Below are 23,452 nucleotides of genomic sequence, written 5' to 3'. Positions count from 1 at the left end.
CATGGCAACCCAGACGCTCACCCGCCCCGCCCTTCGCAACGCCTCCGCCCCAAGGTTCCGGCAGCCCCGCAAGAAAATGACCGTTGGCAGGGCCGCCGTGCTGGCGGTCGCCGCGCTCCTGGCCGTCCTGTGGATTGTCCCGTTCGCCTGGGCAACCGTTACCGCCTTCAAGAGCGAGACGGACGCCGCGGCGCCGAAAGTAAGCTGGATCCCGCCGTCGGGCTTTACCGCCGACGCGTTCATCAAGGTGTTCCAGGACGGCAACATCCCGCTCTGGACCTGGAACTCGCTCTACACCTCCGCCGCCATCACCGTGATCACGCTGGCCATCTCCGCGCTGGTGGCCTATGCCCTGTCCCGCATCGACTTCCGCGGCAAAAAGGTCCTGATGACGGTGATCATCGCCTCCATCATCATCCCGCCGCCGGTGCTGATTATCCCGCTGTTCTACCAGATGGTGGCGCTGCACATGATCGACACGTCGTGGGCCATCATCCTCCCGCAGGTCATCCACCCCGCCATGGTGTTCGTGCTCAAGAAGTTCTTCGACCAGATCCCGCGTGAGCTTGAGGAGGCCGCGGTGATGGACGGCGCCAGCCGGATGCGGATCTTCACCCAGATCATCCTGCCGCTCTCACGCCCCATCCTGGCGGCCGTCGCGATCTTCGTTTTCATCAGCGCGTGGAACAACTTCCTCTGGCCCTTCATCTCCACCAACGACGGGTCCATCCTGACCCTGCCGGTGGGGCTGCAGACGATCAAGAGCGCCTACGGCATCCAGTACGCGCAGAACATGGCCTCCGCGCTGCTCGCGGCACTGCCGCTCATCCTGGTTTTCCTGTTCTTCCAGCGCCAGATCATCAAGGGCGTTGCGACGACGGGACTCGCCGGAACCTGATCCGGCACCTTCGCTGTCACCTGATTTCAACAAATTCGAATCACAACCAAGGAGATACCCCACATGTCCCGCGCAAGGATCACCCTCGACCGCGACTTCACCATCGGGGAAGTTCCCCGCCGCCTCTTCGGCTCCTTCGTTGAGCACATGGGCCGCTGCGTCTACACCGGCATCTACGAGCCCGGCCACCCGGAGGCCGACGAGAACGGCTTCCGCCAGGACGTGCTCAAGCTCGTCAAGGAGCTCGGCGCCACCGTCATCCGCTACCCCGGCGGTAATTTCGTGTCCGGCTACAACTGGGAGGACGGCATCGGCCCGCGGGAAGACCGGCCCCGCCGGCTTGACGGCGCCTGGCACACTCTCGAGACCAACGCCTTCGGCCTGCACGAGTTCGTGGACTGGTCCCGGCAGGCCGGTACCGAAATCATGGAGGCCATCAACCTGGGCACCAGGGGAGTGGACGCGGCCCGCGAGATCGTGGAGTACGCCAACCACCCCGGCGGCACCTACCTGTCCGACCTGCGCGCCAGGAACGGGCACAAGGATCCGTTCAACATCAAGCTGTGGTGCCTCGGCAACGAGATGGACGGGCCGTGGCAGATTGGCCACAAGACCGCCGAGGAGTACGGCCGGCTGGCGCAGGAGGCGGCCAAGGCGATGCGGTTCGTGGACCCGGACATCGAGCTGGTGGCCTGCGGCAGCTCCAATTCCGGAATGCCAACCTTTGGGGCCTGGGAGCAGACGGTGCTGACCCACGCGTATGAGGAGGTGGATTACGTCTCGCTGCACGCCTATTACCAGGAGCACGACGGCGACGTCGGCAGCTTCCTCGCCAGCGCCGTCGATACCGACTACTTCATCGAGTCGGTGATCGCCACGGCCGACGCCGTCCGCGCGAAGGGCAAGCACAAGAAGCACATCAATCTGTCCTTCGACGAATGGAACGTCTGGTACCAGCGCGGACTGGACACCCAGGACCAGCCGCACAACGTCTCCAAGGCGGGCTGGCGCGAGCACCCCCGCGTCATCGAGGACAAGTACAACGTGACGGACGCCGTCGTGGTCGGCACCCTGCTCAACTCGCTGCTCCGCCACGGCGACCGGGTGAAGATCGCCAACCAGGCGCAGTTGGTCAACGTGATCGCGCCGATCTTCAGCGAGGAAAACGGACCTGCCTGGCGGCAGACCATCTTCCACCCGTTCGCCCGGATGGCCGAACTGGCGAAGGGCCAGATCCTGCGCCTGTCCGTTGACTCGGACAAGTACGAAAATGCCCGTTTCGGCGGCACCGACCTCGTCGACGTCAGTGCGACGTGGAACGAGGAAACAGGCCGGGTGGCGCTGTTCTTCGCGAACCGCGGCCTGGAGGAGGCGGCCGACGTCGAGGTGGCTCTGCGCGGCTTTGACGCCCGCCAGGTGCTCAGGGCCGAGGTCCTGGAAATCCCGGAGGGCGGCGACCGCTTCACGATCAACAGCCAGGGCAGCCCGGACCGCGTGGGCCTCAAGCCGCTCGAAGGTGCGAAGGCGAGCGGTTCCGAGCTCCGGTTGAGCCTGCCCGCGCTGTCCTGGGCCGTCGTCGAACTGGACGTGGTCAAAAACTGATCCCTGCGGTCAGGGGCGGGCGGCCTTCGGGCTGCCCGCCCTTGACGCCCGTTCCACTCATTGAAATCGCCGGAGGCAGAACAGGCCGGACCGGGCCACGCTTACTCACGTGAACATGATCGATATGGAACCGCGCTGCCGAATCATCCTGGACAACGACTGGGCAGGCGACCCGGACGGACTGATCGGACTGGCCCATCACGCGTTGTCTCCCGCCAACGAGATCATCGCGGTGACGAGCTCGCTGACAAACCCCATGTTCGGGCCGCCCGAAGGCATGGCCAAGGGCGGGTCGGACCTCGCGGAGGACTTGCTCCGCGTTTTGAAGCTCCCGGAGCTGGCAACCGTTCACGCCGGTTCCGACGCCCCGTTCACCGGGCAACGCCGGGACACAGCTGCCGCGCGGGCCATCATCGACGCAGTTCGCACCGGGGCCGTCGGAGAAGTGCCCCTCATTCTCGTGTGTGCCGGCCCCCTCGCGAACGTTGCTGACGCCCTCCTGCTGGAACCGGAAATCGCGGCCTCGTTCACCCTCGCGTGGGTCGGCGGGTCCGCTGCGGACGAGGATGAATACAATTACTACACGGATCCAGCGGCGGCCCGGTTTGTGCTGGAGAATCAACGACTCGCCGTATGGCAGTTTCCGGTGGAAACCTACCGCCAGGTTGTCATTTCTGTTGCCGAACTCGACTACTCGCTCAAGGCGGCGGGAGCGGGCGGTGCCTGGCTGTGGGAACGGTTCAACAGCCTGGAGGTCCCAGACTTCGTCAAATTCGGTCCGCTGTGGTGCCTGGGAGACAGTGCGCCGCTCGTCGTCACCGGGCTTGACGACATTACGTGCAGGTTCGAGGAAACGGGCGGTTCGCCCTCCGGAAGGACCTACACAAGCGTGGATTCACGCCTGATCATTGCCGACTTCTTTGCGCGGCTGCAGTTGCACAGTCAGGCCGGATAAACGGCGATGGCCGTGGCTTTGATGACGAAGTAGACGGTCATCCCGGATGTGAGTTCGAGGTCTGCCGAGGCTGCCGGGGTGATGTCCGCGGACAGCCCATCGGCGTGGATGCGGATCTGGTCGCCGTGGGGTTCCAGGTCCGTGATGGTGACGGCGAACGAGTTCCGTGGGCTGCCGTGTTCAGCGCTCAGGAAGACCGAGACCGCCGTCGGCGAAAAGACGGCGACGCCGTCCTGGCCGGGCACGGCACCGTCCTCGGGGTGCGCGGTGATGTCCAGTCCGCCGTCGGATGTGAGCCCGTGGCCTGTGATGGTGCCGGGGAGGAGGTTCATGCCCGCCAAGCCGGCGGCGAACTTGCTGCGCGGTTTCTCCAGGACCGCCCGGGTGGGGCCTTCCTCGGTGATCCGCCCGCCCTCGATCACGATTGCCCGATCGGCGAGCATGAGCGCATCCAGGACATCGTGCGTGATGATGATGGCCCGGCGGTTGGCGAGGACCCGCTTGAGGAGCCTGCGCAGCATGGGTGCGGCATGGATGTCGAGGGCCGCCATGGGTTCGTCGAGCAGCAGCAGTTCGGGGTCAGTGGCCAGGGCACGGGCGATGGCGACGCGCTGTGCCTGACCGCCCGAGAGCTGGCCGGGCCGCCGGTCAGCGAACTCCGCGGCCTCCACTTCGGCCAGCCAGTGGCGCGCCGTCTGCAGCGCACTGGCCCGGTTCGCGCCGGCCGCCCGAGGTCCGAAGGCGACGTTCTCCAGCACGGTCATGTGCGGAAACAGCAGCGGCTCCTGCGCGAGCAGCGCTGTTCCCCGAGCGTGCGGCGGCAGGAAGTGGCGGTTCCCGTCGTCGAGCATGAACAGCGTTTTCTGTCCGAGCACTGCATGTCCGCTGTCCGGGCGGAGGAGCCCGGCGATGATCCCCAGCAGTGTCGACTTGCCGGCTCCGTTGGGGCCTAGCACGGCGACGGTTTCCGCGGGCCCGAGCGTGAGCCCGACGTCGAAGTTGCGCGCGTGCAGCGTGGCGTCAAGTGAGAAGGTCATGCTGGTCCCGCCTCTGCCGGCTGCGCCCGGGGGCGCCGGTAGGAAAGCCCGACGACGGCGACGGCCACCGCGACCAGCACCAGTGAGAGCGCGACGGCGGCGTCGGCATCGGTTTCGCGCTGCAGGTAGATCTCCAGCGGCAGGGTGCGCGTGACCCCCTGCAGGCTGCCGGCGAACGTCAGGGTGGCGCCGAACTCCCCAAGGCAGCGCGCGAAGGACAGCACGGCGCCGGAAGCCAGCCCCGGCAGCACCAGCGGGATACTGACCCGGCGCAGCACCGTGGTGGGGCGCGCGCCAAGCGTCGCCGCGACCGCCTCGTATTTGGTGCCGGCGGTGCGCAGGGCGCCCTCGAGGCTGACCACCAGGAACGGCAGCGCCACGAACGTCTGGGCAAGAACGACGGCGGTAGTGGAGAAGGCGATCTGGATCCCCGCCAGCTCCAGGCTCCGCCCGAGCAGGCCCTGCCGGCCAAACGTGTAGAGCAGGGCGATGCCGCCGACGACCGGCGGCAAGACCAGGGGGAGCAGCACGAAGGCCCGGAGCAGCCGCTGGCCCGGGAAGCTGGCACGGGCCAGGACGAGGGCCAGCGGCACGCCAAGAACGATGCACAGCACCGTACTCGTCGCCGAGGTCCGCAGGCTCAGGCCCAGAGCGGTGAGTGACGCCTCCGACGTAATGAGCGGGATGAACTGCCCCCAGTTCACCTTGGCCACCATGGCGGCCAGCGGCAGCAGGACAAACAGAGCCCCTGCTGCCGCGAGGGCGAACACCCACGGCGGGACACCGGTGTATCCGGTGTCCCGCCTGTTCACTTTGCGGACCGTCCAAGCCTTGCTACGGCGTGCCGAAACCGGCGTCACTGAGGACCTTCTTGCCTTCGCTGCCGGTGACCATGGCGATGAAGGCCCTGGCCAGTTCCTTGTTCTTGCTGCTGCCCACGGTGGCGATCGGGTAGGTGTTCACGGCCTGGTCCGACTCGCTGAACGTGATGCCCTTGACCTTGTCGCCTGCGTTCCTGACGTCGGTGACGTAGACCAAGCCGGCGTCGGCTTCCCCGGAGGTGACCTTGCCCAGGACATCGGTGACGGAGGATTCCTCACTGACAGGTTTCAGGGTGGTCCCAGTGGCCTTCTCCACCGTCTCTGTGGCGGAGCCGCAGGGCACCTGCGGTGCGCAGACAACCACCTTGACGCCCGGCTTTGCCAGGTCGGCGAAGGAACTGATCGACGCCGGGTTGGCCTGCGGAACCGCGATCTCCAGGACGTTGGTGGCGAAGTTGCTCGCCGTTCCGTCGATGAGCTCCGCGTCGGAGAGCTGGGCCATGTTCTTGGCGTCGGCGGAGGCGAACACGTCGGCCGGAGCACCCTGGCTGATCTGGGTGGCCAGGTCCGAGGACCCGGCAAAGTTGAGCGTGACCCGGGTGCCCGGGTTCGCGGCTTTGAATTCGGAGGCGATCCTGGTGAAGGTCGCCTTCAGCGACGCGGCGGCAAACACGGTCACGGTGCGGGTGCCGCTCGCGTTATTGGGAGCAGTGCAGCCAGACAGCCCGGCGGCAAGGGTACCGGCGGCCAGCAGGGCGCTGACGCGCACGCGGTTGATGCTCATATGATGCTCTTTCCCTGGGGTGTTTCGATGATGACTGTGGTGGCCTTGACCACGGCGGTGGCCACGGAGCCGAGTTCGAGGCCGAGCTCCCGAACTGCTTCGCTGCTCATCAGGGAGACGACGCGGAACGGGCCGCACTGCAGCTCCACCTGGGCCATGACCTTGTCCGCGGTGATCCCGGTGACGAGGCCAACGAACCGGTTGCGGGCAGAGCTGCCCACGCGGGTGGGGTCTTCGGGCAGCTGCGCCTGGTCGCGGGCGAGGTGCGCGAGTTCAAGACCCTCAACGGCCAGCCGGCCGGAGGCGTCCTTCGCCGCGGTCAGGGTCCCGTTCTCGGTCCAGCGGCGGACGGTGTCGTCGCTGACGCCCAGGAAGCGCGCTGCTTCGGAGATGCGTATTTTCGGCATGACACCATATTCCACTATTTGCGGTGATTACTGGAGTGTTTTGCCGCAAATCCGAATACGACCTTCGATTTTGCTCGTCGGGTACCCGAGTGGGATTGCCGTCCAACCTAAGGGGAGATGCACGGCTACGCCATGATCGAAGTCCTCCGCTCCGGCGGGTTCCCCCGAACCCAAGGCGGGACGCTATATCCGTTGCTGAGGCGCCTGGAGGAGCAGGGGCTGGTCAGCCATGAATGGCAGCACGACACAGCGGGGCCGGGCCGCAAGCAATTCGCCATTACGGACGAAGGCCGCGCGGAACTGACGCGGGCGGCGGATGCGTGGCGGCAGATGGATGAAGCACTCAGCAGGATTCGGACCAGCAGACAGGACAACCCATGACCTACGAGCGCGACCTGGCCTTTAACCTTCGGATACGTGGCATCTCTGAGCGCGAGATCGCCGAAACGCTGGAAGAGGTGTGCGCCCACGAGGCGGCCACCGGCACGCCGGCAAAGGACGAGTTCGGGGCTGCGAAGGAGTACGCCAGGCAGTTCCCGAAAGGGAAGAGCCGGTCACGCGGAACGGTCGTTACCACCGTGGCCGTGGCAGCGTCCCTGGTGTACGTGCTGGACGTCGTGGTCACGCCGTTCCTGGGCGTCGATATCCGGGAAACCGTGGGGCCCATGACCCTGCTGCCGGCGCTCGCCGTATCCCTGGGAGGCGTCCTGGCCGGATTTCTTACCGATTGCCTCCGCCCGGTGCCGTCGTCCTCCCAAACCTGAGCCGTCCTCCCAAACCTGAGCCGTCCTCCACACCTGACGTGATGGCGGGATTCGAACCCGCGTATACGGTTTTGCAGACCGCTCCCTGTACCCACCAGGCCGCCGTCGGCCGCGTCCTCGGCGACCAAAAGGACACCCTCCCTGGCCCGTGACGCGGCATCGAGCAGCAGTTCCAGGCGGTCGGGCGCAGGCTCCGGGGCGCCGGGAAGATGGTGCCCAAAGCCCTCGTAAGTGGACTGTTTTGTTACGTCCCGCTTCGGCCGGTGAACCTACGTTTCCATGCGCGTCAGTTCGTTGCGGCCGGGGTTTGGAAGCGGGCAGCGAGGTGCTTGATTGGGTGTACACGCTTCGAAAGGACTCGCCATGACGGAACTCTCAGACCTCAGCCCGCGCCGGATCCGCAACGTGCTGGGCCACTTCGCAACGGGCCTGACCGTGATCACCGCCGCCACTGAGAACGGCCCTGCCGGGTTTACCTGCCAGTCCTTCGCGTCCCTCTCGCTGGAACCGGCGCTGGTGACTTTCAGCCCGGCACGGACCTCCAGCACCTGGCCGCTGCTGCGGCAGGCGGGCCGCTTCACCATCAACATCCTCCCCGCCGACCACCAGCACCTCGCGGCCCAGTTCGCGCGGTCCGGTGCAGACAAGTTCGCCGGCGTTGACCACTCGCCGTCGCCCCTCGGCAACCCCGTCCTCGACGGCGCCCTGGCCTGGGTGGACTGCGAGCTCCACCAGGAGTACGACGGCGGCGACCACACCATCGTGGTGGCCGCGGTCCACGCGCTGAGCGCCCGCTCCGACGTCGATCCCCTCCTCTTCTTCAAGGGCGACTACGTCTCCGTGCAGCCACGGGCCAAGATCCTGGAGGGTGTCGCATGACGCGGGGCGGTGTGGCGAGGGTGAAGGCAACGTCACGGCGGCGCGGCCGCCGGCACGCGCAGCCGGAAACCAGCGACGAAATGTGGCAGCCTGCGGAGGACTGGGAGGCCATCGAGGTGGGGGCCACGGTTGAAGTCACGCTTCCCGCCGGGCACTCCTACACCGGCCGCGTCGACTCCAAGACGCGGGACTCCGGCCTGGTGTGGATCATCAGTTCCGCCGGGCAGGGCCGCCAGATGTACGGCAACCGCGACGGAGTGCGGCTCCGGTATCGGGATTGACTGTGGCTGTGCTTCCTCCGCGGGCCGCGGGCCGCGGGCTACCGGCTTTCGAACCGCTCCCTTCGGCGGCGATGGGCCTGCTCGACCAGTTCAATCATCCACGGACGGTGCCCCTGGAGGAACGTCATTCCGTCGGGCAGTCCCTGGACCGAGGGGATGGAATTGGCAATGTCGATGGTGATGCGGCCGCCGCCCAGAGGTGCGTTGGTGATGTGCAGATCCCCAAAGGACTCCGGAAGAACGGGATCCATCCATACCCCGCCGGCGGAAACCACCGGGTCGTAGCGCATCAGGCTCGTCACCAGCTGGATCGGTGCGGTGGCCGCCCAGGCCTGAGGCGAGCACGCCGTCGGATACGGGACCGGGGCGGTGAGCTGTTCCCGGCTGAAACCGCAGAACAGCTCCGGGAGCCGGCCGTCGGAGTACTCGGCAGCATCCATCATGCCGGTGGCGATCCGCTGCGCCTCATCAACGAAGCCATAGCGGAGGAGCCCGGCCGCGACAATGGCGTTGTCGTGCGGCCACACAGATCCGTTGTGGTAGCTGGCGGGGTTGTAGGCACCCATGTCGCTGGCCAGGGTGCGCACACCCCAGCCGCTGAACATCTCGGGGGACATTAGCCGTTCGGCCACCTGAGGTGCCTTGTCCTCGTCAATGAGGCCCTGCAACATGCAGTGGCCCATGTTCGACGCGCACGCGTCCACCTGCCTTTTCTTCCCGTCCAGGGCAATGGCGTAGTACCCGCGTTCAGGGATCCAGAACTGCTCGTTGAACTGTTTCTTCAGCCGGGCCGCGCGGTCGGCGAGCTCATTCCCAAAAGCCGTGTCCCCGGCGTCGTACGCCAGCCAGGCACGCGAAAGGTAAGCGACGTACACGTAGGCCTGGACCTCGCAGAGTGCGATCGGCGGCTCGGCCAGTTTGCCGTTGGCGAAGTTGATTCCATCCCAGGAGTCCTTCCAGCCCTGGTTGATCAGCCCCTGGTCATTGAGGCGCTCGTACTCCACGAAGCCGTCGCCGTCCTTGTCCCCGTATTTCATGATCCACTCGAGCGCGCGGTCCGCATGAGGGAGCAACGCGGCGATAGTATCCGCGGCGAAGCCCCAGCGGCTGACCGCCCCGAGCACCATCAGGAACAGGGGTGTGGCATCGACGCTGCCGTAGTAGTTCGACTTGCCGCCCAGGGACAGCCCGCTGGAAACGTCCAGCCGGACCTCATGGAGGATCTTGCCCGGTTCTTCCTCGGTCATGGGGTCCACCACGGATCCCTGGCGGTCCGCCAAAGTTTGCAGGGTGCCCAGCGCCAGGGACGGGTCCACTGGCATCGCCATGACTGAAGCCCAGAGCGAGTCCCTGCCAAACAAGGTCATGAACCAGGGCGCCCCGGCGGCCACCACGACACGTTCAGGGTGGTCGGGGTCCTCAATCCGAAGGGCGCCCAGATCGTCGTAGCTGCGGCGCAACGTCCGTTCAACAGACCGGTTGCCCATCTGCAGGACCGGAATCTTCGCCACCCATTCCCGCCGGCGGACGTCCCGGGGCGACAAGCCATCCCCTTCGGAATGGACGAAGGCCGTCACCGAATCTGTCCCCTCGATGCTGGGAAGCACGGTCAGGACCGCGCTCCAGTGTCCATGCGCCGGAACTGAGGCCCGGTACGTCACGGTATCCGTCGAAATGTCCGCACCCGGGGCCTGGACCACCACGCCCTTCCGGACATCCTGCCACGCCGCACGAATGGTGAGGGCACCGCCGTCGGACTGCCGGCTTTCGTCCCAGCGCCGCTGGATCCGTGCCTCTTTCACCTCGAAGAGGTCCGCAAAATCCGCTTCGATCCTCAACGCGATGACGCATTGGGCCGGTTCGAGGGAGTAGTTCCGGACGGTGACCTGCTCCTGGATCCCGGCCCCCACTTCCCGGAGCCGCTCCACGATCAGGGGACTGTCGGCGTAGCCGTCCGAGCGGGGAACCCGTCCCACAAACAGCGCGCGGTACGGCTCCTTCGTCTCGGCCGCCAGCGGCTCCAGCGCCAATCCATCAACCGTCAGGTTCCAGCCCGAAAGGATGCGGGCGTCCTGCACAAAGAGGCCATGCGGATGATCGGCGCTGATGTCGCCGTTCGGCAAGGAAATGCAGAAGGACGATCCCTCGACCAGAGTGACCGTCCCGGCCCCCAACGGGCCCGCCGCCGTATCAGCATTCCATCCAGCCATTGCGCCACCTCCGAGCAACCAGCAACAGCGTGCAGTTCGACGCTACGCTTGCCCGCTCCGCCTAGCTAGGGCTTGACGCGCTCGACGCCGGGTGCACACTTATGCCGGGATCGCGCCGGATCCGGCCTGGACGCCCCACGTCATCTTCCGGATGGTTTCGGGCTGCAAACCGCTGAGCGCGGCGAGCTCATAGTCATCCAGAACTCCCCGCCGTCGTGCTGCTGCCAAAAGGTTCAGGCGGCGGTCTTCCAGAGCAATTTTGGACTCTTCAAGTTCCGCCAGTTCCGACTTGAGCTGGCGGATCGAGGCAAGGTGTTGCTCCGCCGGCATCCCCGACGGGAGCAGGTCCTCGGACGACAGGCCAACGGTGCGGACGGCCCAGCGGGAGAGCTCTGCGGCTTCGGCGAGGCGCGTGCCCTTCATGCCGTCGCAGAGCGCCTGGGCGATCTGCTGATTCAGCCTTACGGAGAGGGCGCGCATGCTGGTGGCATTGAAGGAAATCCGCTGCCGGCTGTCCCGGAGCAGCTCGCGCGTCTTGTCTGCCTGCACGGCGGTCGTATCGGCTTTCGCGGTCCCCCGGTAGCGGTAGTAGCCGTCGCCGCGGTCATCACGGTGCAGAATAGCCAACAGCACTCCTCGGATCGGATTGACGACTTACCTAGAAGGCTAGGCAGAACGGAGCAAGGGGCGGAAATACCTATAGTGCGTGGAGCCATAACCAAAAAGTTTGGGTTGCGTGCTTGGCAGAAGGACGACGGCGGTCCATAAGAGACGCTTATCCGTCCACGCAGATTAGGTCTTATCCAGACCGGCCGGGATTCCCTAGTGTCGAAGGAACGAATATCGCTTCGTCCTGACTCCCTAGGAAGAGACCATGTCTGAATTTGAACCTGCATCGCGAGTGTCCCGCATCAAGCAATCTGCCAGCGTGGCCGCAGCGGCCCGCGTGCGTGAGCTGAAGGCAGAAGGGCGCCGGATCCTGGACCTGACAGTCGGTGAGCCGGACTTCGATACCCCTGAGCACATCAAAGCCGCAGCGGTTGAGGCGATCAGCAAGGGGGAGACGAAGTACACCTCGGTCACCGGTACGCCGGCACTGCAGAAGGCGATCCTCCAGACCATCGAGCTGCGCAGCGGCATCCACTACACCCCGGCTGAGATCACCATCGGCGGTGGCGCCAAGCAGGTGATCTTCACGGCGTTCATGGCTTCGCTGGACGCCGGCGACGAGGTTGTGGTTCCTGCCCCGTACTGGGTGTCCTACCCGGACATGGTGCTCGCGAACGAGGGCACCCCGGTGGTTGTCACATGTGGCGAGGAGTCGGGCTTCAAGCTGACCCCCGAGGCCCTGGCCGGGGCGCTGAACGAACGGACCAAGTGGGTCATCCTGAACACCCCGTCAAACCCCACAGGCGCCGTTTACTCCACGTCGGAACTGCGGGCCCTGGCGGATGTCCTCGCGAACTTCCCACAGGTTTATGTCCTGACGGACGAGATCTACGACCAGATCTACTTCGGCTCCGGCTGGATTCAGAGCCTTGTGGAGGTTGCTCCGGAACTCAAGGACCGCATCCTTGCCGTCAACGGTGTTTCGAAGGCCTACGCCATGACCGGCTGGCGGCTGGGTTATGCCGCCGGGCCGGCGCCGCTGATCGCGGCGATCAACAAGCTCCAGTCGCAGATCTCCTCCTGCCCGTCCTCGGTGAGCCAGGCGGCCAGCGCCGCCGCGCTCACCGGCGACCAGACCTTCGTCCGGGAGAGCGTGGAGGTCTACCGCAGCCGCCGCGATGCAGCGGTAGCGGCGCTGAACGCCGTCGACGGCCTTTCATGCGCGACGCCGGAAGGCGCCTTTTACGCGTACGTCAACTGCGGCGGTGCCATCGGCAAGACCACCCCGGAAGGGAAGGTCATCGGCAACGACGAGGACTTCACGCTCTACCTTCTGGAGGCGGCCTCCGTCGCCGTCATCCAGGGCTCGGCCTACGGACTGGGCCCGTACTTCCGCATCTCCTACGCCACCAGCCTCGAAGTCATTGAAGAGTCCATCGCAGCCATCGACAAGGCCGTCCGGGCCCTCAGCTAACCCGCCAATCGGGCGCTCAGCTACCCCACCAAATGAAGGAAAATTCCGTGATCCACGTAAAGACCACCATCGAACGACCCGCCGCCGACGCCGTCCGCCGCCTGGCGCGGTTCTCCTCAGCCACAATCCACGAGGCACAGGGCCGCAAGGGAGCGCTCAGCTCCAGGATCAAGCCGATCGACCGCAGCATGTCCTTCTGCGGCCCTGCCACCACTGTCCGCTGCGCGCCGCGGGACAACCTCATGCTGCAGGTGGCCATCCACTACGCCGAGGCTGGAGACGTTGTCCTGGCCGCGGCCGGGGAGTACGAGGAAGCCGGCACGTTCGGCGACGTCCTCGGCAATGCCATGAAGGCCAAGGGCCTCGCGGGCCTGGTGACGGACTCCGGTGTCCGCGACACCCAGGACCTCATCGAACTGGGCCTGCCAGTGTTCTCCGGCAGTGTCTCCATTAAGGGCACAGTTAAGGAAACCATCGGCCCGATCAACCACCCGGTGGTTTTCGGTGACGAGATCATCTACCCGGGCGACGTCCTGCGCGGCGACGCCGACGGTGTTGTTGTGGTCCGGAAGGACGAGATCGAGGAAGTCATCCGCCTCTCCCAGGAACGTGACGACGCTGAGCGCGAGCTCATCGGCCTCTATAAGGCCGGCGGAACCACCATCGAGCTGTGCAACCTCACCGAGGTGCTGAAGTCCAAGGGCCTGCTCGTCGAGCAGGCTTAGTCGCGGAGCGGCCGTGGGGCAGCGGGCCCGGAGCTTCTGAAGGCCAAGGGTCTGGGCCGCGAGCACGCGTAGTCGCGTAGCGACGGCGGCCCGGGAGGCTCCGGTGCCTTGACGCGCCCGTGCCAGAAGGCGCCGCCATCGCCTCAGGCGGGACAGCCTTCTGTCCCGCCTGAGGCGTATCTATTTAACGCTCCCGGGGCTGCGTGGCCGCCCCGGCCCCCGCCCGTTAGGGCGATGGGCCACGCTTTTCGGATCGGCGCGTTTCGCGCACCCCGGTTCCGGTCAGTCCTGTTCCGGGTAGCGGGGGTGCCGTGGATCGGTAGGTGTGGCCGGTGGGTGTGGTGAGTTCGATGGTGTGCCGCGGTCCGGGTCTGGGGTGGGCTTTCCAGCCGGGGTGTTCTTTGGTGTGGTTGCATGCCTCGCAGAGGCCGGCACCGTTCGCCAGGCTCGTTGGACCGTCGCCGTGCCAGGGGACGATGTGGTCAAAGTGGCGGATGGGGGCGTCGCAGTAGGGGGTGCGGCAGGTGTCGTCCCGGATTTGGATGAAGCGACGCAGTGGTGCAGGGAAGAGGCGCCGCCGCGAGTCCATGGCCACGAGGTCGCCGGTCCCGGGGGCGGTGTAGAGCCGCCTGATCCAGATCTTCAGTTCCTTCAGAGGATCCGTCTTGAGGAGGTCGCGTGCCCAAGCGCCGGGGACGATGCCGTAGCCGGGTATCCGGGCGGGTTCGGTGTCGCCTTGGAGGAGGGTGCGGTCGGTCATGACGAGGTTGATCTCGACGCCGGTGATGCCGCCGGGGGTGCCAGTGATCCGCTCGACCAGGGTGTCGGACATGGCCTGGTTCCGGGACCGCGGATCTCCCGCGGAGCGGAGGGAATCGGCCTGCCGTGTCAGGGCCGCATACACCGCGACTCCCTGGTGGGCGGGCAGCAGCGCCGTGAAATACGTCATGCAGTCCGGGGCCGGGCGCAGGCTCACGGACCGCTCCGAGGCGGCATGGCTCGCCCGCTGGGTCACCGAGCGCGGATCCCTGCGGGTGGCGGCGGCCCGGGTTGCGGCGATGACGGTCCGGGTCCCGGCGCCTTTGAAGGTTCCGGTGTCGGCGGCGAGTTCCTCGTCGACCGCGGACCGGTCGTCGACACTCAGGCAGGCTGTCTCCTTCACGACGTACATGGCGCGCTCTTCATTCAGCTGCCCGGTGTCCAGGGCGGCCAGGCTGTGGGGCATCTCGGTAACCAGGGCCTTAGACATGCCGAGCAGCCGGCCGCCCCGGTTCGGGGACTCGCCACGGGCCAGCGCGATCTGCTCAGCGGCGCCCATGCTGTGGTCCTTGGGGCGTTTCTTGCCCAGATCCTCCTCCGCAGCCAGGGGGCCAGGGCTGGCCTGCTCAAGGCCGTCCTGCGCCGCATCATCGACGTGTTCCTCGCGGTGCCGGATCTCGAAGGACACAGCAAGCCGCGCCTGTTGCCCGGCAGCCCAGCACTTGAAGTCCTCGTAGCCGCGTATCTGGTCAATCAGCCCGGCACTGTCGGCGGTGAGGTCTGCTGCCGGGAGAAACCAACCCGTCGCTGTCGTACGGTCCTGGGCAAAGGAACCGGCCGCAATGTACCGGGACGAAGCGGCGCTGGACGGAACGCCGTCGCCAAAAGGGCCGCCGTCAAAGGCGCCGTCGTCTAAGAGGTCCTCGTCGAAAGGACGGTCGGCAAGCAGGGCCTCGGGAAACGGGTCCTCAGGAAACGATGCCGGGAACGCGGCGTCGAGGTCATCGTCATACGGCAGCCCGTCGTCCGAGAACTCGGCGAATGGAAGACCGCCGTCTGCGAACCCGGCCTCGGGAAACGCGCCAAGAGGAAAAACGGCTTCTGGGAAAAGGGCGTCAGGAACCGCGGCAGCCTGCAGAACGCCGCAGTGCCGCGCTCCTGCTTTCAGTGCTGAATTCCCGATGCCTTCCATGAACACAGTCTGCCAAGGGGGTGCGACATTAAAGGGCCGATCGGGCACCACATGAGGGCGGGATCCAAAAACTTTTTTCAGCTCCAGCTGAGACGGAAACTGCGTAGCAGCTCGCGGCCTTCCCAGCCCTGAGAACGCCCTGAATGCTACGTAGTTGGGTGCGGGGGGCGAGGGCTGCTAGACGCGATGGGGGACCGGGTAAGCCGGGGCGCCGAAGACAGCGTCCTCCAAGTGCCAGACCGTCGACCCGCCTCCGCTGACCGGCATGATGCTGCCCTCGAAAACGAAGATGGGCGCTGCGGACCGGTCCTCTGGCCGCCAGAAACCGTTGGTCGGGCAATGCGACCCGGTTTTGGCCATAAGCCCCAGGCTCGGGTCGGAAGTTCTCCTGGCGGTGCTGATCTTTTTCATGGCTGGCTCCCCGTTAAATTGTCTGCGGAATATCATTCACCGCAATTTCTTGGCTTGCCACCAATACTAGAATCCCGGGCACTCGGTTACTAAGACAAATGATGAGTGCCCTAATAAGCCAAACCTATGAGCGGCCGTACTTATCGTTGAGCATTTCCTGGAGCATTTCCTTCAGCACCAGGAGCACCGCCGATGCCGCCTCCGAGAGGGGGTCGTGATCGGGCGTGCACAGCGCGATCTTGCACTGCAGCGCCGGGTCCACAATCCGCAGGACATGGAAGTCCTCCTCGTGGAACAGGGCGTCCGCAGCCGACTTAGGCAGAATGGTGGCCCCAAGGTCGGCACGCAGCAGCCGGGCCAGCGAGGGCACTGACTCCACCTCGCCCACGAGTTGGAGCTTCAGTCCCTTGCTGTCGAATCCGGCCTCCACGGCCTGGCGCAGCGTGTGGATCTTCTCAGGAAGGAAGAGCCCCAGCCGGGCCACTTCCTCCAGCGTGATCTCGCCGTTCTCCGCGTTAACACCCGGTCTGGCGGCGTTGACCACCAGGTGCAGGTCCTCCACGATCATCGTGGTGAAAAGGACGCCGCGGATGGGGCCGGGCTCGTAAATGAGCGCCATGTCGAGCCGGCCGTTCTTAATGGCCTCGCTCAGGACTCCGCCGTAGATTTCCGTGACGTGCAGGACGATGTCCGGGTACCGGCGGGCCACTTCGCTGATGATCTGCGGGGTCAGGCTCGATGCCATGCTGTAGGGCGCAATGGCAATCGACACGCGGCCGGACGGCGCCGCCCCCGACTTGGCAACGTCCACTCGGGCCTGCGCGACGAGCCGCAGGATGGACTGGGCGTGGCGGTACAGCGTGTGCCCGGCAGCCGTGGGCTGCACGCCCTGCTTGCTGCGGATCAGCAGTCGCTGCTTCAGTTCTGTCTCCAGCGCTGAAACCTGCTGGCTCAGGGCCGGCTGGGCCACGTGCAACGCAGCCGCGGCCTTGGTGATGCTCCCCGAGTCCACGATCTGTACGAAGTACGCCAGCTTCCTGGTATCCACGGCCGCCCTCTCTCTTTGCGGCGTCCTGAACCCGCAAGGTCATAACGGGATGCTATGGAGGGACACGCAATAGGTCTTTGTGTGATCCACATCGCTGACACTAGGTTGAACCCAGAACGCCATTTCATTCAGGGTACATTCTATCCCCTCGGGTGACATGCAATTTCCCGATGGGGCCAGATGCATTTTGCATAGGAATAGATTTTATCGGAATAGCCGACTCGTTTTACATTCCCGAAATAAACGCTCCATATGTTCAATGCAACGAGGGCGGGCCGGCACGGGCCGAACCCTCCCTAGTGGGAAGGAAACGCTCATGGGCTCCACCGCGGCGGCGGTCATAACCGGCACCTATCCCGTGACACCGATTACGTCTTTGTGTGAGCCAAATCCCGGTGTCAGACTTTTTTGCAGAAGCCGGTAGCCCGGCAGCACCGACCTGGGAACCCCTCGCAGGGCCAGTTCGGACACACCTCATCACCAGCGCAGCTGATCCCTTTGCCCCAGCGGGCAGGGCCGCTGCTAACCACCCCAGGAACGCAGATAATGGGACTCACAGTTGATCTCGTCGCAGATCTCGGAGAAGGCTTTGGCGCCTACTCGATGGGCGACGACGCTGCCCTGCTCGAGGTGGTTTCCAGTGCCAACATCGCCTGCGGCTTCCACGCCGGTGACCCGGACATCATGCACGCCACGGTCGCTGAATGCGTCCGCCGCGGCGTCAGCATCGGGGCGCACCCGAGCTTCCCGGACCTGCGCGGTTTTGGCCGGCGCGCCATGGACCTGACAGCGGACGAGGTCCGCAACGACGTCCTGTACCAGTTCGGTGCGCTGAACGCCTTCGCCGCTTACCACGGCACCACCGTTGCCCACATTGCACCGCACGGCCGCCTGGGCAACCTCGTTGCCACCCGCCGCGATTACGCAGCGGCGGTGGCCGATGCCGCCGCCCGCCTGAACCCCGGCCTCATCGTCCTGGCGCAGGACGGTGAACTCGCCGACGCCGCTGCTGAACGGCAGGTCCCTGTAGGCATCGTCGGCATCGCCGACCGCGCCTATGAGGCCGACGGCACCCTGGTGCCCCGCGGCCGGCCCGGCGCCGTGATCCACGATCCTGCCGCCATCGTGGAGCGAACCGTGCGGATGGTCTGTGAGGGGCTCATTGAGACCGTCGCCGGCACAGACCTGCCTATTGTTGCCGACACCGTCCTCCTGCACGGTGACACGCCCGGCGCCGTGCAGCTGGCCCGCCAGGTCCGCGCCGAACTGGAGAACGCCGGCGTGACCATCGCCCCGCTCGCCCAGGTTCTTGCCGCCAAAGAGGCCAAAGGGAAGGTCGCCTGACATGGCTGCCACCCCAAATCCGACTCCGGTGGAGATCTTCGAGTCCGGGGATTCGGCCCTGCGGGTTGTCGCCTCCTCCGCTGACACGGAGGCCAACTGGAGCACCGTCCATTCCCTCGCACAGTGGCTTGAAACTGCAGGGGCCGACGGCGTACACGGCGCAGTGCCGACGTACGACTCGCTGCTCGTGGAATTTGATCCCGGTGTCACCTCCGCGCGCCAGGTACGGGCCTTTGTCCTCCTTGGTCTGCGCCAGCTTGAGCACGTCGGTGCACCCGCCCGCACGCCCCGCGAATTCAGCGTCCCGGTGGTCTACGGCGGCGAATACGGCCCGGACCTGGAGCGCGTTGCCGAGCACGAGCAGCTCTCCGTGGAGGAGATCATCGCCCTGCACACGGCCAAGTCCTACGTCATCCGTTGCCTGGGCGCCCCTGCGGGTTCGCCCATGATGGACGGCCCCGATTTTCCGCTCCCCGTTCCGCGGCTGAAGGATCCCCGGCTGTCCGTCCCGGCAGGTGCCGTCGCCGTCGCGGGCCGGCAGGCCGTCATCGCCCCGGCGGTGGCACCTGGCGGATGGTGCGTCATCGGACAGACCCCGCTGACGGTCCTTGACGCCGCCAGTGAACCGCTGGTTCCCTACCTGCCCGGCGACCTCCTGAGGTTCCGCCAGATCCAGCCGGAAGAGTTCGCGGACTACGCGGGCCGGAAACTGGAGGCAGCGCGATGAGCGGGTCACTGATCATCCAGCAGCCCGGAAACTCCGTGGTCACGGACCTGGGCCGCTTCCGCGGACCCCGGTTCGGGCTGCCCGTCAACGGGGCCCTCGACCAGTTCTCGGCACGGGCGGCGAACATCCTCGCCGCCAACGCCGACAACGCCCCGCTGCTGGAAATAACCGCCCTCGACTTCCGGATGCAGGCCAGCACGGACCTCCTTATTGCCGTCACCGGCGCACCGCTGACCCTCACGGTCGGCGGGCGCGAATGCCCGCAGTGGGAACCGGTGTCCGTCCGTGCCGGGGAAACCGTGGCGGTGCGCCGCATCACCGGCGGCCTCCGCTCCTACCTTGCCGTCCACGGTTCGGTCGAGGCGCCGGCGCTGCTGGGAAGCTGCGCCCCCGATACGGTCATCGGCTTCGGCCTTCGGCTCTCCGAGGGTACCGAGCTGACGACCTCCAGGAGCGTCGGACCCATCCGGCAGCCATACTTTGACCTTCCGCTGTTCCGGCTGGGGCTGACCCGGCCCGAGTTCAGCAGCCGGGCGGTCATCGACGTCACGGACGGTCCGGACGTTGAAGAATTCGGCGACACAGCAGAGCTGCTGTTCAACACCGAATACACCGTCAGCGCCCGGAGCAACCACATCGGGCTGCGGCTCGGCGGGGCGCTTCCGGAACGCCAATCGTCAGCAGAAGTGCTGTCGCGTGGCGTTCCGGTGGGGGCCATCGAGGTTCCCTCCAGGGAAGAGCTGCTGGTGCTGCACCGGGGACGCGGCGTCACCGCAGGGTACCCCGTCCTGGCAGTGGTCACCAGCCGTTCGCTCGACACCCTCGCCCAGGCCCGGCCCGGGCACACCATTATCTTCCGCAAGACCACCGTCCCCGAAGCCACAGCAAAGCATCGGGCCGCAATAAGGGAACTGGAAAACCTCCGTTCCCGAGTCAGCACAATCTTCGCCCTCCTTGGCATCGGAAAAGATCCCGGATGGCCGGAACTTATACCGGCAGCCGGCAGCTAAGGATCACCGATGACCTCCCCTCGAACCAAGTCCAAGTTAGGAATGAAAATGTCTACACCAACGCGTGCGACTGCACCGCAGCACGACCGCCTCGATGCGAGGCAGACCCGGAAAGTCGTCACGGCCGGGTGCGTCGGAATCTTTGTGGAGCTCTACGACAACGGCATTTTCGCCTTCATGGCCGGAACGCTTGCCCTCGTCTTCCTGGCACCCGGCAACCCGGACAACGCCCTGCTGTTCGTCTTCGCCGGCTACGCCGTCTCCTTCTTCGTCCGCCCCCTCGGCGCCGTGGTCTGCGGCATCCTGGGAGACAAGATCGGACGCCAAAAGCTCCTGGTCTTCGTCATCCTGCTGATCAGCATCGCCACCGCCGGCATCGGGCTCCTGCCCGCCTACTCGGCCATCGGCATCGCGGCCCCAGTGCTGCTGGTATTGCTTCGTCTGCTTCAGGGCTTCTCCGTCGGCGGTGAGGCTGCCGGCGCCATGACCTTCCTCGCCGAGCACGCCCCCGAAGGCAAGCGCGGCATCATCACCTCGTACGCCCAGATCGCTTCCTTCGCCGCTCTGCTCACTGGCACCCTGGTTGCCTTCTCCATGTCGCCCTGGCTTACCGCAGCAGCGATCGACGGCGGCGGCTTCGGCGCCTTCGCATGGCGCATCCCGTTCCTGGTCGCCATCCCCATGGGCGTCATCGGCTGGTACATCCGCAAGGCCATCGCGGACACCCCCAACTTCGTGAAACTGAAGGAGGAAGGCGGCCTGTCCAAGAACCCCCTCAAGGAAGCCTTCGCCTCCGCCGAACACCGCCGCGCCATGCTCCTGGCCCTGTTCATCCCGCTCATGAACGGCTCCGGCTACTACGTTCTCTTCTCCTACATGCCCACGTTCCTCAAGGGCAAGCAGCTCAACTTCACCATCGGTGAGGCCCTGCTGGTCACAGCGTGCAGCCTCGTGGTCATCTGCATCGCCATCCCGTTCATGGGGGCCCTTTCTGACCGCATCGGCCGCAAGAAGGTCATCGCAGGCTCGGCAATCGCCATGGCTGTCCTGGGCATCCCCTCCTACGCACTCATCGCCACCGGCAACATGGCACTGGCCATCCTGGGCGCCTGCATCATGGCCATTGTGTTCGCCGGTCACACCGCAGTGATCCACATCCTGATCGTGGAACTGTTCCCCACCCGCGTCCGGTACTCGGCCTACGGCCTGGGCTACAACATCTCCTCGGCACTCTTCGGCGGAACCGCCCCACTGCTGATGACCTGGCTGATCTCGTCCACGGGCAACGTCTACATGCCCGCCTTCTACGCCGTCATCACGGCGCTGGGCACGCTGGCGGCCGTCAGCACCGTCAAGGACCGCGCGCACCTTCCGCTGCGCGACGCCTAACACTTACTACTGCACAACCAGGAGACTTACATGCCGTTTTCAGACTACTCAACCGCCCTCGTCACCGGCGCCTCAACCGGGATGGGTGCCGCGATCGCCGAGCGCCTGGCCAAGCGCGGACTCACCGTCCACGCCGTGGCCCGCAACGAGGAACGCCTGAACGACCTCGCCGACAAGACCGGCGCCATTCCCCACGTCGTGGACCTGACCGACACCGCAGCCCTGACGGCCGCCGTCGGAAATCTCGAAGTCGACGTCCTGGTGAACTGCGCCGGAGTGTCCCGGCCGGGCAACATCCTGGACTCCTCGGAGGACGACATCGACGAGCTCATTGACGTCAATCTCCGCGGTCTGCTCCAGCTCACCCGCCTTGTCCTGCCGGGCATGGTGGAACGCGACCGCGGCCACGTCATCAACATCAGTTCCATCGCCGGCCTCTACAACTTCTACGGCCACACGGTCTACCATGCCACCAAGGCAGCCGTGCACCAGGTCTCGCGCCAGCTGCGCAACGACACCGTGGGCAAGCGCATCCGTGTCACCGAGATCTGCCCCGGACGCGTCGAGACCGAGATTTTCGGCCGCAACATGGGCGGCACGCCCGAGGCCATGGAAGAGGCCTGGAAGACGTACTACGAGGGCTACGAATCCCTGACCACCGACGACATCGTCAACGCCATGGACTATGCCATCGAAACCCCGCGCCACGTGAACGTGGGCATGATGGAACTCATGCCCACCTTCCAGGTCCCCGGCGGGCTCACGTTCGACCGGCGCCAAGCCTAAAGTTGCCAAGGGTGGGGCCCAGCCCACAACTGGCCCCATCCAATTCACCACCCCAGATCCAAAGAATCGATAGGTTTCCGATGCAACCAGTACGCACCGTCAGCTTCCCCGACCGGCAACTGCTCGCCGATCTCTCACCCCTTCCCGAGGGACTGAGGGGCGTTGTCTGGGACATGAAGTCGGAACCCGAGGACGCGGCGCTGGGAGAGATCGACGGCGTCATCCTTCCTTACATCAACGCCGGCGCGGTTCTGGGATCGCTCGCCCAGGTGGACGAACTGAAGTTCGTCCAGACACAGTCCACCGGATACGACGGCGTCATTGAGGCCGCCGGTCCGGCGGCCGGCGTCGCCAACGCCTCCGGCGTGCATGCGGCGGCGACGGCGGAACTTGCGATGGGGCTGATCCTCGCCAAACTGCGCGGCATCGACCAGGCCGTCCGCGACCAGCAGTACGGCCTCTGGCGGCCGGAACGGCGCCAGTCCCTCGCGGACCGCCGGGTGCTGCTGGTGGGCGTCGGCGGGATCGGGCACGAAATTGCCCGCCGGCTCGAGCCCTTCGAGGTCACGGTCACCAGGGTGGGAAGCTCGGCGCGGACCGACGAAACCGGAGAGGTCCACGCCTCGGCGGACCTGGCCGCACTCGCCGCTACCCACGACATCCTGGTCACGGTGCTGCCGCTGAACGACCACACGCATCACCTGATCGGTGAGAAGGTCCTCGCCGCCCTGCCGGACGGCGCCCTCGTGGTGAACGTGGGGCGCGGCCCGGTGGTGGACACGGCAGCGCTGACCAAGGAAGTCCTGTCCGGCCGCCTGCAGTGCGCCCTCGACGTCGTCGATCCCGAACCGCTGCCGCAGGACCACCCGCTGTGGTCCACGCCCAACGCCCTCATCACACCCCACGTCGGCGGCAACGCGTCCGCGTTCCAGCCGCGGATCCTGAAGCTCCTGCGGCAGCAGCTCGAAGCACTGGCCGCGGGACAGACCCCCGCCAACCTGGTTCAGAAGGGCCCCTTCGCATGACTTCGCTTTTTGATTTGACCGGGCGGGTTGCGTTGGTGACGGGTTCGAGCCGGGGGATTGGTCATGCGTTGGCTCGGGCTTTGGCCGATGCGGGTGCGACGGTGGTGTTGAACGGGGTGAATGCTGAGCGGTTGAAGGCTGCTGAGGTGGTGATGGCGGCTGAGTACGCGCCGGGCCGGGTGCACAGTGTGGCCTTTGATGTTACGGATGACGCTGCGGCCGCGGCGGGTGTGGCGTGGGTTGAGGAGCAGGTGGGGCCGTTGGAGATCCTGGTGAATAACGCCGGGATCCAGCACCGGGTGCCGATGCTGGAGC

Annotated in this window: 25 protein-coding genes; 16 read left to right on the top strand and 9 right to left on the bottom strand. The window is 66.0% G+C overall.

What is annotated here, in order from left to right; all coding sequences use genetic code 11:
- Position 1: 1 nt before the first annotated feature.
- From CXZ05_RS20010 to CXZ05_RS20000, 3 genes are all read left to right on the top strand, one after another.
- Complete coding sequence (locus tag CXZ05_RS20010) at positions 2-898, top strand: carbohydrate ABC transporter permease (RefSeq protein ID WP_102974210.1); 897 nt, start codon at positions 2-4, stop codon at positions 896-898.
- A 63-nt stretch (positions 899-961) separates the two neighbouring features.
- Positions 962-2,500: an alpha-N-arabinofuranosidase gene (locus CXZ05_RS20005; protein ID WP_102974209.1), complete on the top strand. Its 1,539-nt coding sequence runs from the start codon at positions 962-964 to the stop codon at positions 2,498-2,500.
- A gap of 115 nt (positions 2,501-2,615) precedes the next feature.
- On the top strand, positions 2,616-3,455 hold the full coding sequence (locus CXZ05_RS20000) for a nucleoside hydrolase (protein ID WP_258006660.1): 840 nt from the start codon (positions 2,616-2,618) through the stop codon (positions 3,453-3,455).
- Here the strand turns inward: CXZ05_RS20000 and CXZ05_RS19995 are convergent.
- The 4 genes from CXZ05_RS19995 to CXZ05_RS19980 are packed head-to-tail and all read right to left on the bottom strand — an operon-like array spanning position 3,443 to position 6,504.
- Positions 3,443-4,492, bottom strand: coding sequence for a sulfate/molybdate ABC transporter ATP-binding protein (locus CXZ05_RS19995; protein ID WP_102974207.1), 1,050 nt, complete (start codon positions 4,490-4,492; stop codon positions 3,443-3,445). The genes CXZ05_RS20000 and CXZ05_RS19995 overlap by 13 nt on opposite strands.
- Positions 4,489-5,304 carry an ABC transporter permease gene (locus CXZ05_RS19990; protein WP_102974252.1) on the bottom strand — a complete coding sequence of 272 codons (816 nt, stop codon included), beginning with the start codon at positions 5,302-5,304 and terminating at the stop codon, positions 4,489-4,491. The genes CXZ05_RS19995 and CXZ05_RS19990 overlap by 4 nt, the downstream gene beginning before the upstream one ends.
- A 22-nt stretch (positions 5,305-5,326) precedes the next feature.
- A complete protein-coding gene (gene modA, locus CXZ05_RS19985) occupies positions 5,327-6,097 on the bottom strand; it encodes a molybdate ABC transporter substrate-binding protein (protein ID WP_102974206.1) in 771 nt (256 codons plus the stop codon).
- On the bottom strand, positions 6,094-6,504 hold the full coding sequence (locus CXZ05_RS19980) for a molybdopterin-binding protein (protein ID WP_102974205.1): 411 nt from the start codon (positions 6,502-6,504) through the stop codon (positions 6,094-6,096). Before CXZ05_RS19980 ends, modA begins: the two co-directional genes overlap by 4 nt.
- Positions 6,505-6,621: 117 nt before the next feature.
- On the opposite strand from CXZ05_RS19980, the gene CXZ05_RS19975 reads away from it, so the two are divergent.
- The 4 genes from CXZ05_RS19975 (at position 6,622) to CXZ05_RS19950 (ending at position 8,428) form a co-directional block, all read left to right on the top strand.
- On the top strand, positions 6,622-6,885 hold the full coding sequence (locus tag CXZ05_RS19975; protein ID WP_102974204.1) for a PadR family transcriptional regulator: 264 nt from the start codon (positions 6,622-6,624) through the stop codon (positions 6,883-6,885).
- The gene (locus tag CXZ05_RS19970; RefSeq protein WP_102974203.1) at positions 6,882-7,268 is read left to right on the top strand and encodes a hypothetical protein; all 387 of its coding nucleotides are present in this window, start codon (positions 6,882-6,884) and stop codon (positions 7,266-7,268) included. Before CXZ05_RS19975 ends, CXZ05_RS19970 begins: the two co-directional genes overlap by 4 nt.
- Before the next feature lie 363 nt (positions 7,269-7,631).
- Complete coding sequence (locus CXZ05_RS19955) at positions 7,632-8,147, top strand: flavin reductase family protein (RefSeq protein WP_102974202.1); 516 nt, start codon at positions 7,632-7,634, stop codon at positions 8,145-8,147.
- Positions 8,144-8,428 (top strand): hypothetical protein, encoded by a 285-nt coding sequence (locus tag CXZ05_RS19950; protein WP_102974201.1) that lies wholly within the window; start codon positions 8,144-8,146, stop codon positions 8,426-8,428. Before CXZ05_RS19955 ends, CXZ05_RS19950 begins: the two co-directional genes overlap by 4 nt.
- Before the next feature lie 38 nt (positions 8,429-8,466).
- On the opposite strand, the gene CXZ05_RS19945 is transcribed toward CXZ05_RS19950, so the two are convergent.
- Positions 8,467-10,638, bottom strand: a complete 2,172-nt coding sequence (locus tag CXZ05_RS19945; protein WP_102974200.1) for a glycogen debranching N-terminal domain-containing protein — start codon at positions 10,636-10,638, stop codon at positions 8,467-8,469.
- Positions 10,639-10,737: 99 nt separating this feature from the next.
- Complete coding sequence (locus tag CXZ05_RS19940; protein WP_258006654.1) at positions 10,738-11,271, bottom strand: hypothetical protein; 534 nt, start codon at positions 11,269-11,271, stop codon at positions 10,738-10,740.
- Between the two features lie 241 nt (positions 11,272-11,512).
- On the opposite strand from CXZ05_RS19940, the gene CXZ05_RS19935 reads away from it, so the two are divergent.
- Together CXZ05_RS19935 and CXZ05_RS19930 are read left to right on the top strand one after the other, a co-directional pair.
- Positions 11,513-12,721: an aspartate transaminase gene (locus tag CXZ05_RS19935; RefSeq protein WP_102974198.1), complete on the top strand. Its 1,209-nt coding sequence runs from the start codon at positions 11,513-11,515 to the stop codon at positions 12,719-12,721.
- 47 nt (positions 12,722-12,768) lie between these two features.
- Positions 12,769-13,446, top strand: a complete 678-nt coding sequence (locus CXZ05_RS19930) for a 4-carboxy-4-hydroxy-2-oxoadipate aldolase/oxaloacetate decarboxylase (RefSeq protein ID WP_102974197.1) — start codon at positions 12,769-12,771, stop codon at positions 13,444-13,446.
- Positions 13,447-13,672: 226 nt separating this feature from the next.
- Here the strand turns inward: CXZ05_RS19930 and CXZ05_RS19925 are convergent, their stop codons facing one another.
- The 3 genes from CXZ05_RS19925 to nac all read right to left on the bottom strand — a co-directional run bounded on the left by CXZ05_RS19925 (position 13,673) and on the right by nac (position 16,856).
- Entirely contained in the window at positions 13,673-15,397 is a 1,725-nt protein-coding gene (locus tag CXZ05_RS19925) for an HNH endonuclease signature motif containing protein (RefSeq protein ID WP_102974251.1), read from the bottom strand.
- A gap of 177 nt (positions 15,398-15,574) precedes the next feature.
- Positions 15,575-15,808, bottom strand: coding sequence for a hypothetical protein (locus CXZ05_RS19920; RefSeq protein ID WP_102974250.1), 234 nt, complete (start codon positions 15,806-15,808; stop codon positions 15,575-15,577).
- A gap of 124 nt (positions 15,809-15,932) precedes the next feature.
- Positions 15,933-16,856, bottom strand: coding sequence for a nitrogen assimilation transcriptional regulator NAC (nac, locus tag CXZ05_RS19915; protein WP_102974196.1), 924 nt, complete (start codon positions 16,854-16,856; stop codon positions 15,933-15,935).
- 546 nt (positions 16,857-17,402) lie between these two features.
- On the opposite strand from nac, the gene CXZ05_RS19910 reads away from it, so the two are divergent.
- From CXZ05_RS19910 to CXZ05_RS19880, 7 genes are all read left to right on the top strand, one after another.
- Positions 17,403-18,200, top strand: a complete 798-nt coding sequence (locus CXZ05_RS19910) for a LamB/YcsF family protein (RefSeq protein WP_102974195.1) — start codon at positions 17,403-17,405, stop codon at positions 18,198-18,200.
- A 1-nt stretch (position 18,201) separates the two neighbouring features.
- Complete coding sequence (locus CXZ05_RS19905; RefSeq protein WP_102974194.1) at positions 18,202-18,927, top strand: allophanate hydrolase subunit 1; 726 nt, start codon at positions 18,202-18,204, stop codon at positions 18,925-18,927.
- The gene (locus tag CXZ05_RS19900; RefSeq protein WP_102974193.1) at positions 18,924-19,937 is read left to right on the top strand and encodes a biotin-dependent carboxyltransferase family protein; all 1,014 of its coding nucleotides are present in this window, start codon (positions 18,924-18,926) and stop codon (positions 19,935-19,937) included. Before CXZ05_RS19905 ends, CXZ05_RS19900 begins: the two co-directional genes overlap by 4 nt.
- Positions 19,938-19,985: 48 nt before the next feature.
- A complete protein-coding gene (locus CXZ05_RS19895; protein WP_102974192.1) occupies positions 19,986-21,326 on the top strand; it encodes an MFS transporter in 1,341 nt (446 codons plus the stop codon).
- Positions 21,327-21,356: 30 nt separating this feature from the next.
- Positions 21,357-22,112, top strand: coding sequence for an SDR family oxidoreductase (locus CXZ05_RS19890; RefSeq protein WP_102974191.1), 756 nt, complete (start codon positions 21,357-21,359; stop codon positions 22,110-22,112).
- 80 nt (positions 22,113-22,192) lie between these two features.
- The gene (locus CXZ05_RS19885) at positions 22,193-23,137 is read left to right on the top strand and encodes a 2-hydroxyacid dehydrogenase (protein ID WP_102974190.1); all 945 of its coding nucleotides are present in this window, start codon (positions 22,193-22,195) and stop codon (positions 23,135-23,137) included.
- A partial coding sequence (locus CXZ05_RS19880; RefSeq protein ID WP_146033124.1) for an SDR family NAD(P)-dependent oxidoreductase occupies positions 23,134-23,452 on the top strand: 319 nt, incomplete at its 3' end. The genes CXZ05_RS19885 and CXZ05_RS19880, both read left to right, overlap by 4 nt.

Origin of the sequence: Arthrobacter sp. AFG20 (genome assembly GCF_002892795.1) — a bacterium.
Taxonomy (GTDB): Bacteria; Actinomycetota; Actinomycetes; order Actinomycetales; family Micrococcaceae; genus Arthrobacter.
This window is presented reverse-complemented; position numbering and strand designations above follow the sequence as displayed.

Excerpts from the sequence above, each read along its gene's own strand:
- CXZ05_RS19905 (WP_102974194.1), top strand. The coding sequence starts at position 18,202 with ATGGCTGCCACCCCAAATCCGACTCCGGTGGAGATCTTCGAGTCCGGG.
- CXZ05_RS20000 (WP_258006660.1), top strand. The coding sequence starts at position 2,616 with ATGATCGATATGGAACCGCGCTGCCGAATCATCCTGGACAACGACTGG.
- CXZ05_RS19975 (WP_102974204.1), top strand. The coding sequence starts at position 6,622 with ATGCACGGCTACGCCATGATCGAAGTCCTCCGCTCCGGCGGGTTCCCC.
- CXZ05_RS19995 (WP_102974207.1), bottom strand. The coding sequence starts at position 4,492 with ATGACCTTCTCACTTGACGCCACGCTGCACGCGCGCAACTTCGACGTC.
- CXZ05_RS19885 (WP_102974190.1), top strand. The coding sequence starts at position 22,193 with ATGCAACCAGTACGCACCGTCAGCTTCCCCGACCGGCAACTGCTCGCC.
- CXZ05_RS19945 (WP_102974200.1), bottom strand. The coding sequence starts at position 10,638 with ATGGCTGGATGGAATGCTGATACGGCGGCGGGCCCGTTGGGGGCCGGG.
- CXZ05_RS19980 (WP_102974205.1), bottom strand. The coding sequence starts at position 6,504 with ATGCCGAAAATACGCATCTCCGAAGCAGCGCGCTTCCTGGGCGTCAGC.
- CXZ05_RS19935 (WP_102974198.1), top strand. The coding sequence starts at position 11,513 with ATGTCTGAATTTGAACCTGCATCGCGAGTGTCCCGCATCAAGCAATCT.
- CXZ05_RS19910 (WP_102974195.1), top strand. The coding sequence starts at position 17,403 with ATGGGACTCACAGTTGATCTCGTCGCAGATCTCGGAGAAGGCTTTGGC.
- CXZ05_RS19925 (WP_102974251.1), bottom strand. The coding sequence starts at position 15,397 with ATGGAAGGCATCGGGAATTCAGCACTGAAAGCAGGAGCGCGGCACTGC.
- CXZ05_RS19970 (WP_102974203.1), top strand. The coding sequence starts at position 6,882 with ATGACCTACGAGCGCGACCTGGCCTTTAACCTTCGGATACGTGGCATC.
- CXZ05_RS19920 (WP_102974250.1), bottom strand. The coding sequence starts at position 15,808 with ATGAAAAAGATCAGCACCGCCAGGAGAACTTCCGACCCGAGCCTGGGG.
- modA (WP_102974206.1), bottom strand. The coding sequence starts at position 6,097 with ATGAGCATCAACCGCGTGCGCGTCAGCGCCCTGCTGGCCGCCGGTACC.
- CXZ05_RS19890 (WP_102974191.1), top strand. The coding sequence starts at position 21,357 with ATGCCGTTTTCAGACTACTCAACCGCCCTCGTCACCGGCGCCTCAACC.
- CXZ05_RS19955 (WP_102974202.1), top strand. The coding sequence starts at position 7,632 with ATGACGGAACTCTCAGACCTCAGCCCGCGCCGGATCCGCAACGTGCTG.
- CXZ05_RS20010 (WP_102974210.1), top strand. The coding sequence starts at position 2 with ATGGCAACCCAGACGCTCACCCGCCCCGCCCTTCGCAACGCCTCCGCC.
- CXZ05_RS19895 (WP_102974192.1), top strand. The coding sequence starts at position 19,986 with ATGTCTACACCAACGCGTGCGACTGCACCGCAGCACGACCGCCTCGAT.
- CXZ05_RS19950 (WP_102974201.1), top strand. The coding sequence starts at position 8,144 with ATGACGCGGGGCGGTGTGGCGAGGGTGAAGGCAACGTCACGGCGGCGC.
- CXZ05_RS19900 (WP_102974193.1), top strand. The coding sequence starts at position 18,924 with ATGAGCGGGTCACTGATCATCCAGCAGCCCGGAAACTCCGTGGTCACG.
- CXZ05_RS20005 (WP_102974209.1), top strand. The coding sequence starts at position 962 with ATGTCCCGCGCAAGGATCACCCTCGACCGCGACTTCACCATCGGGGAA.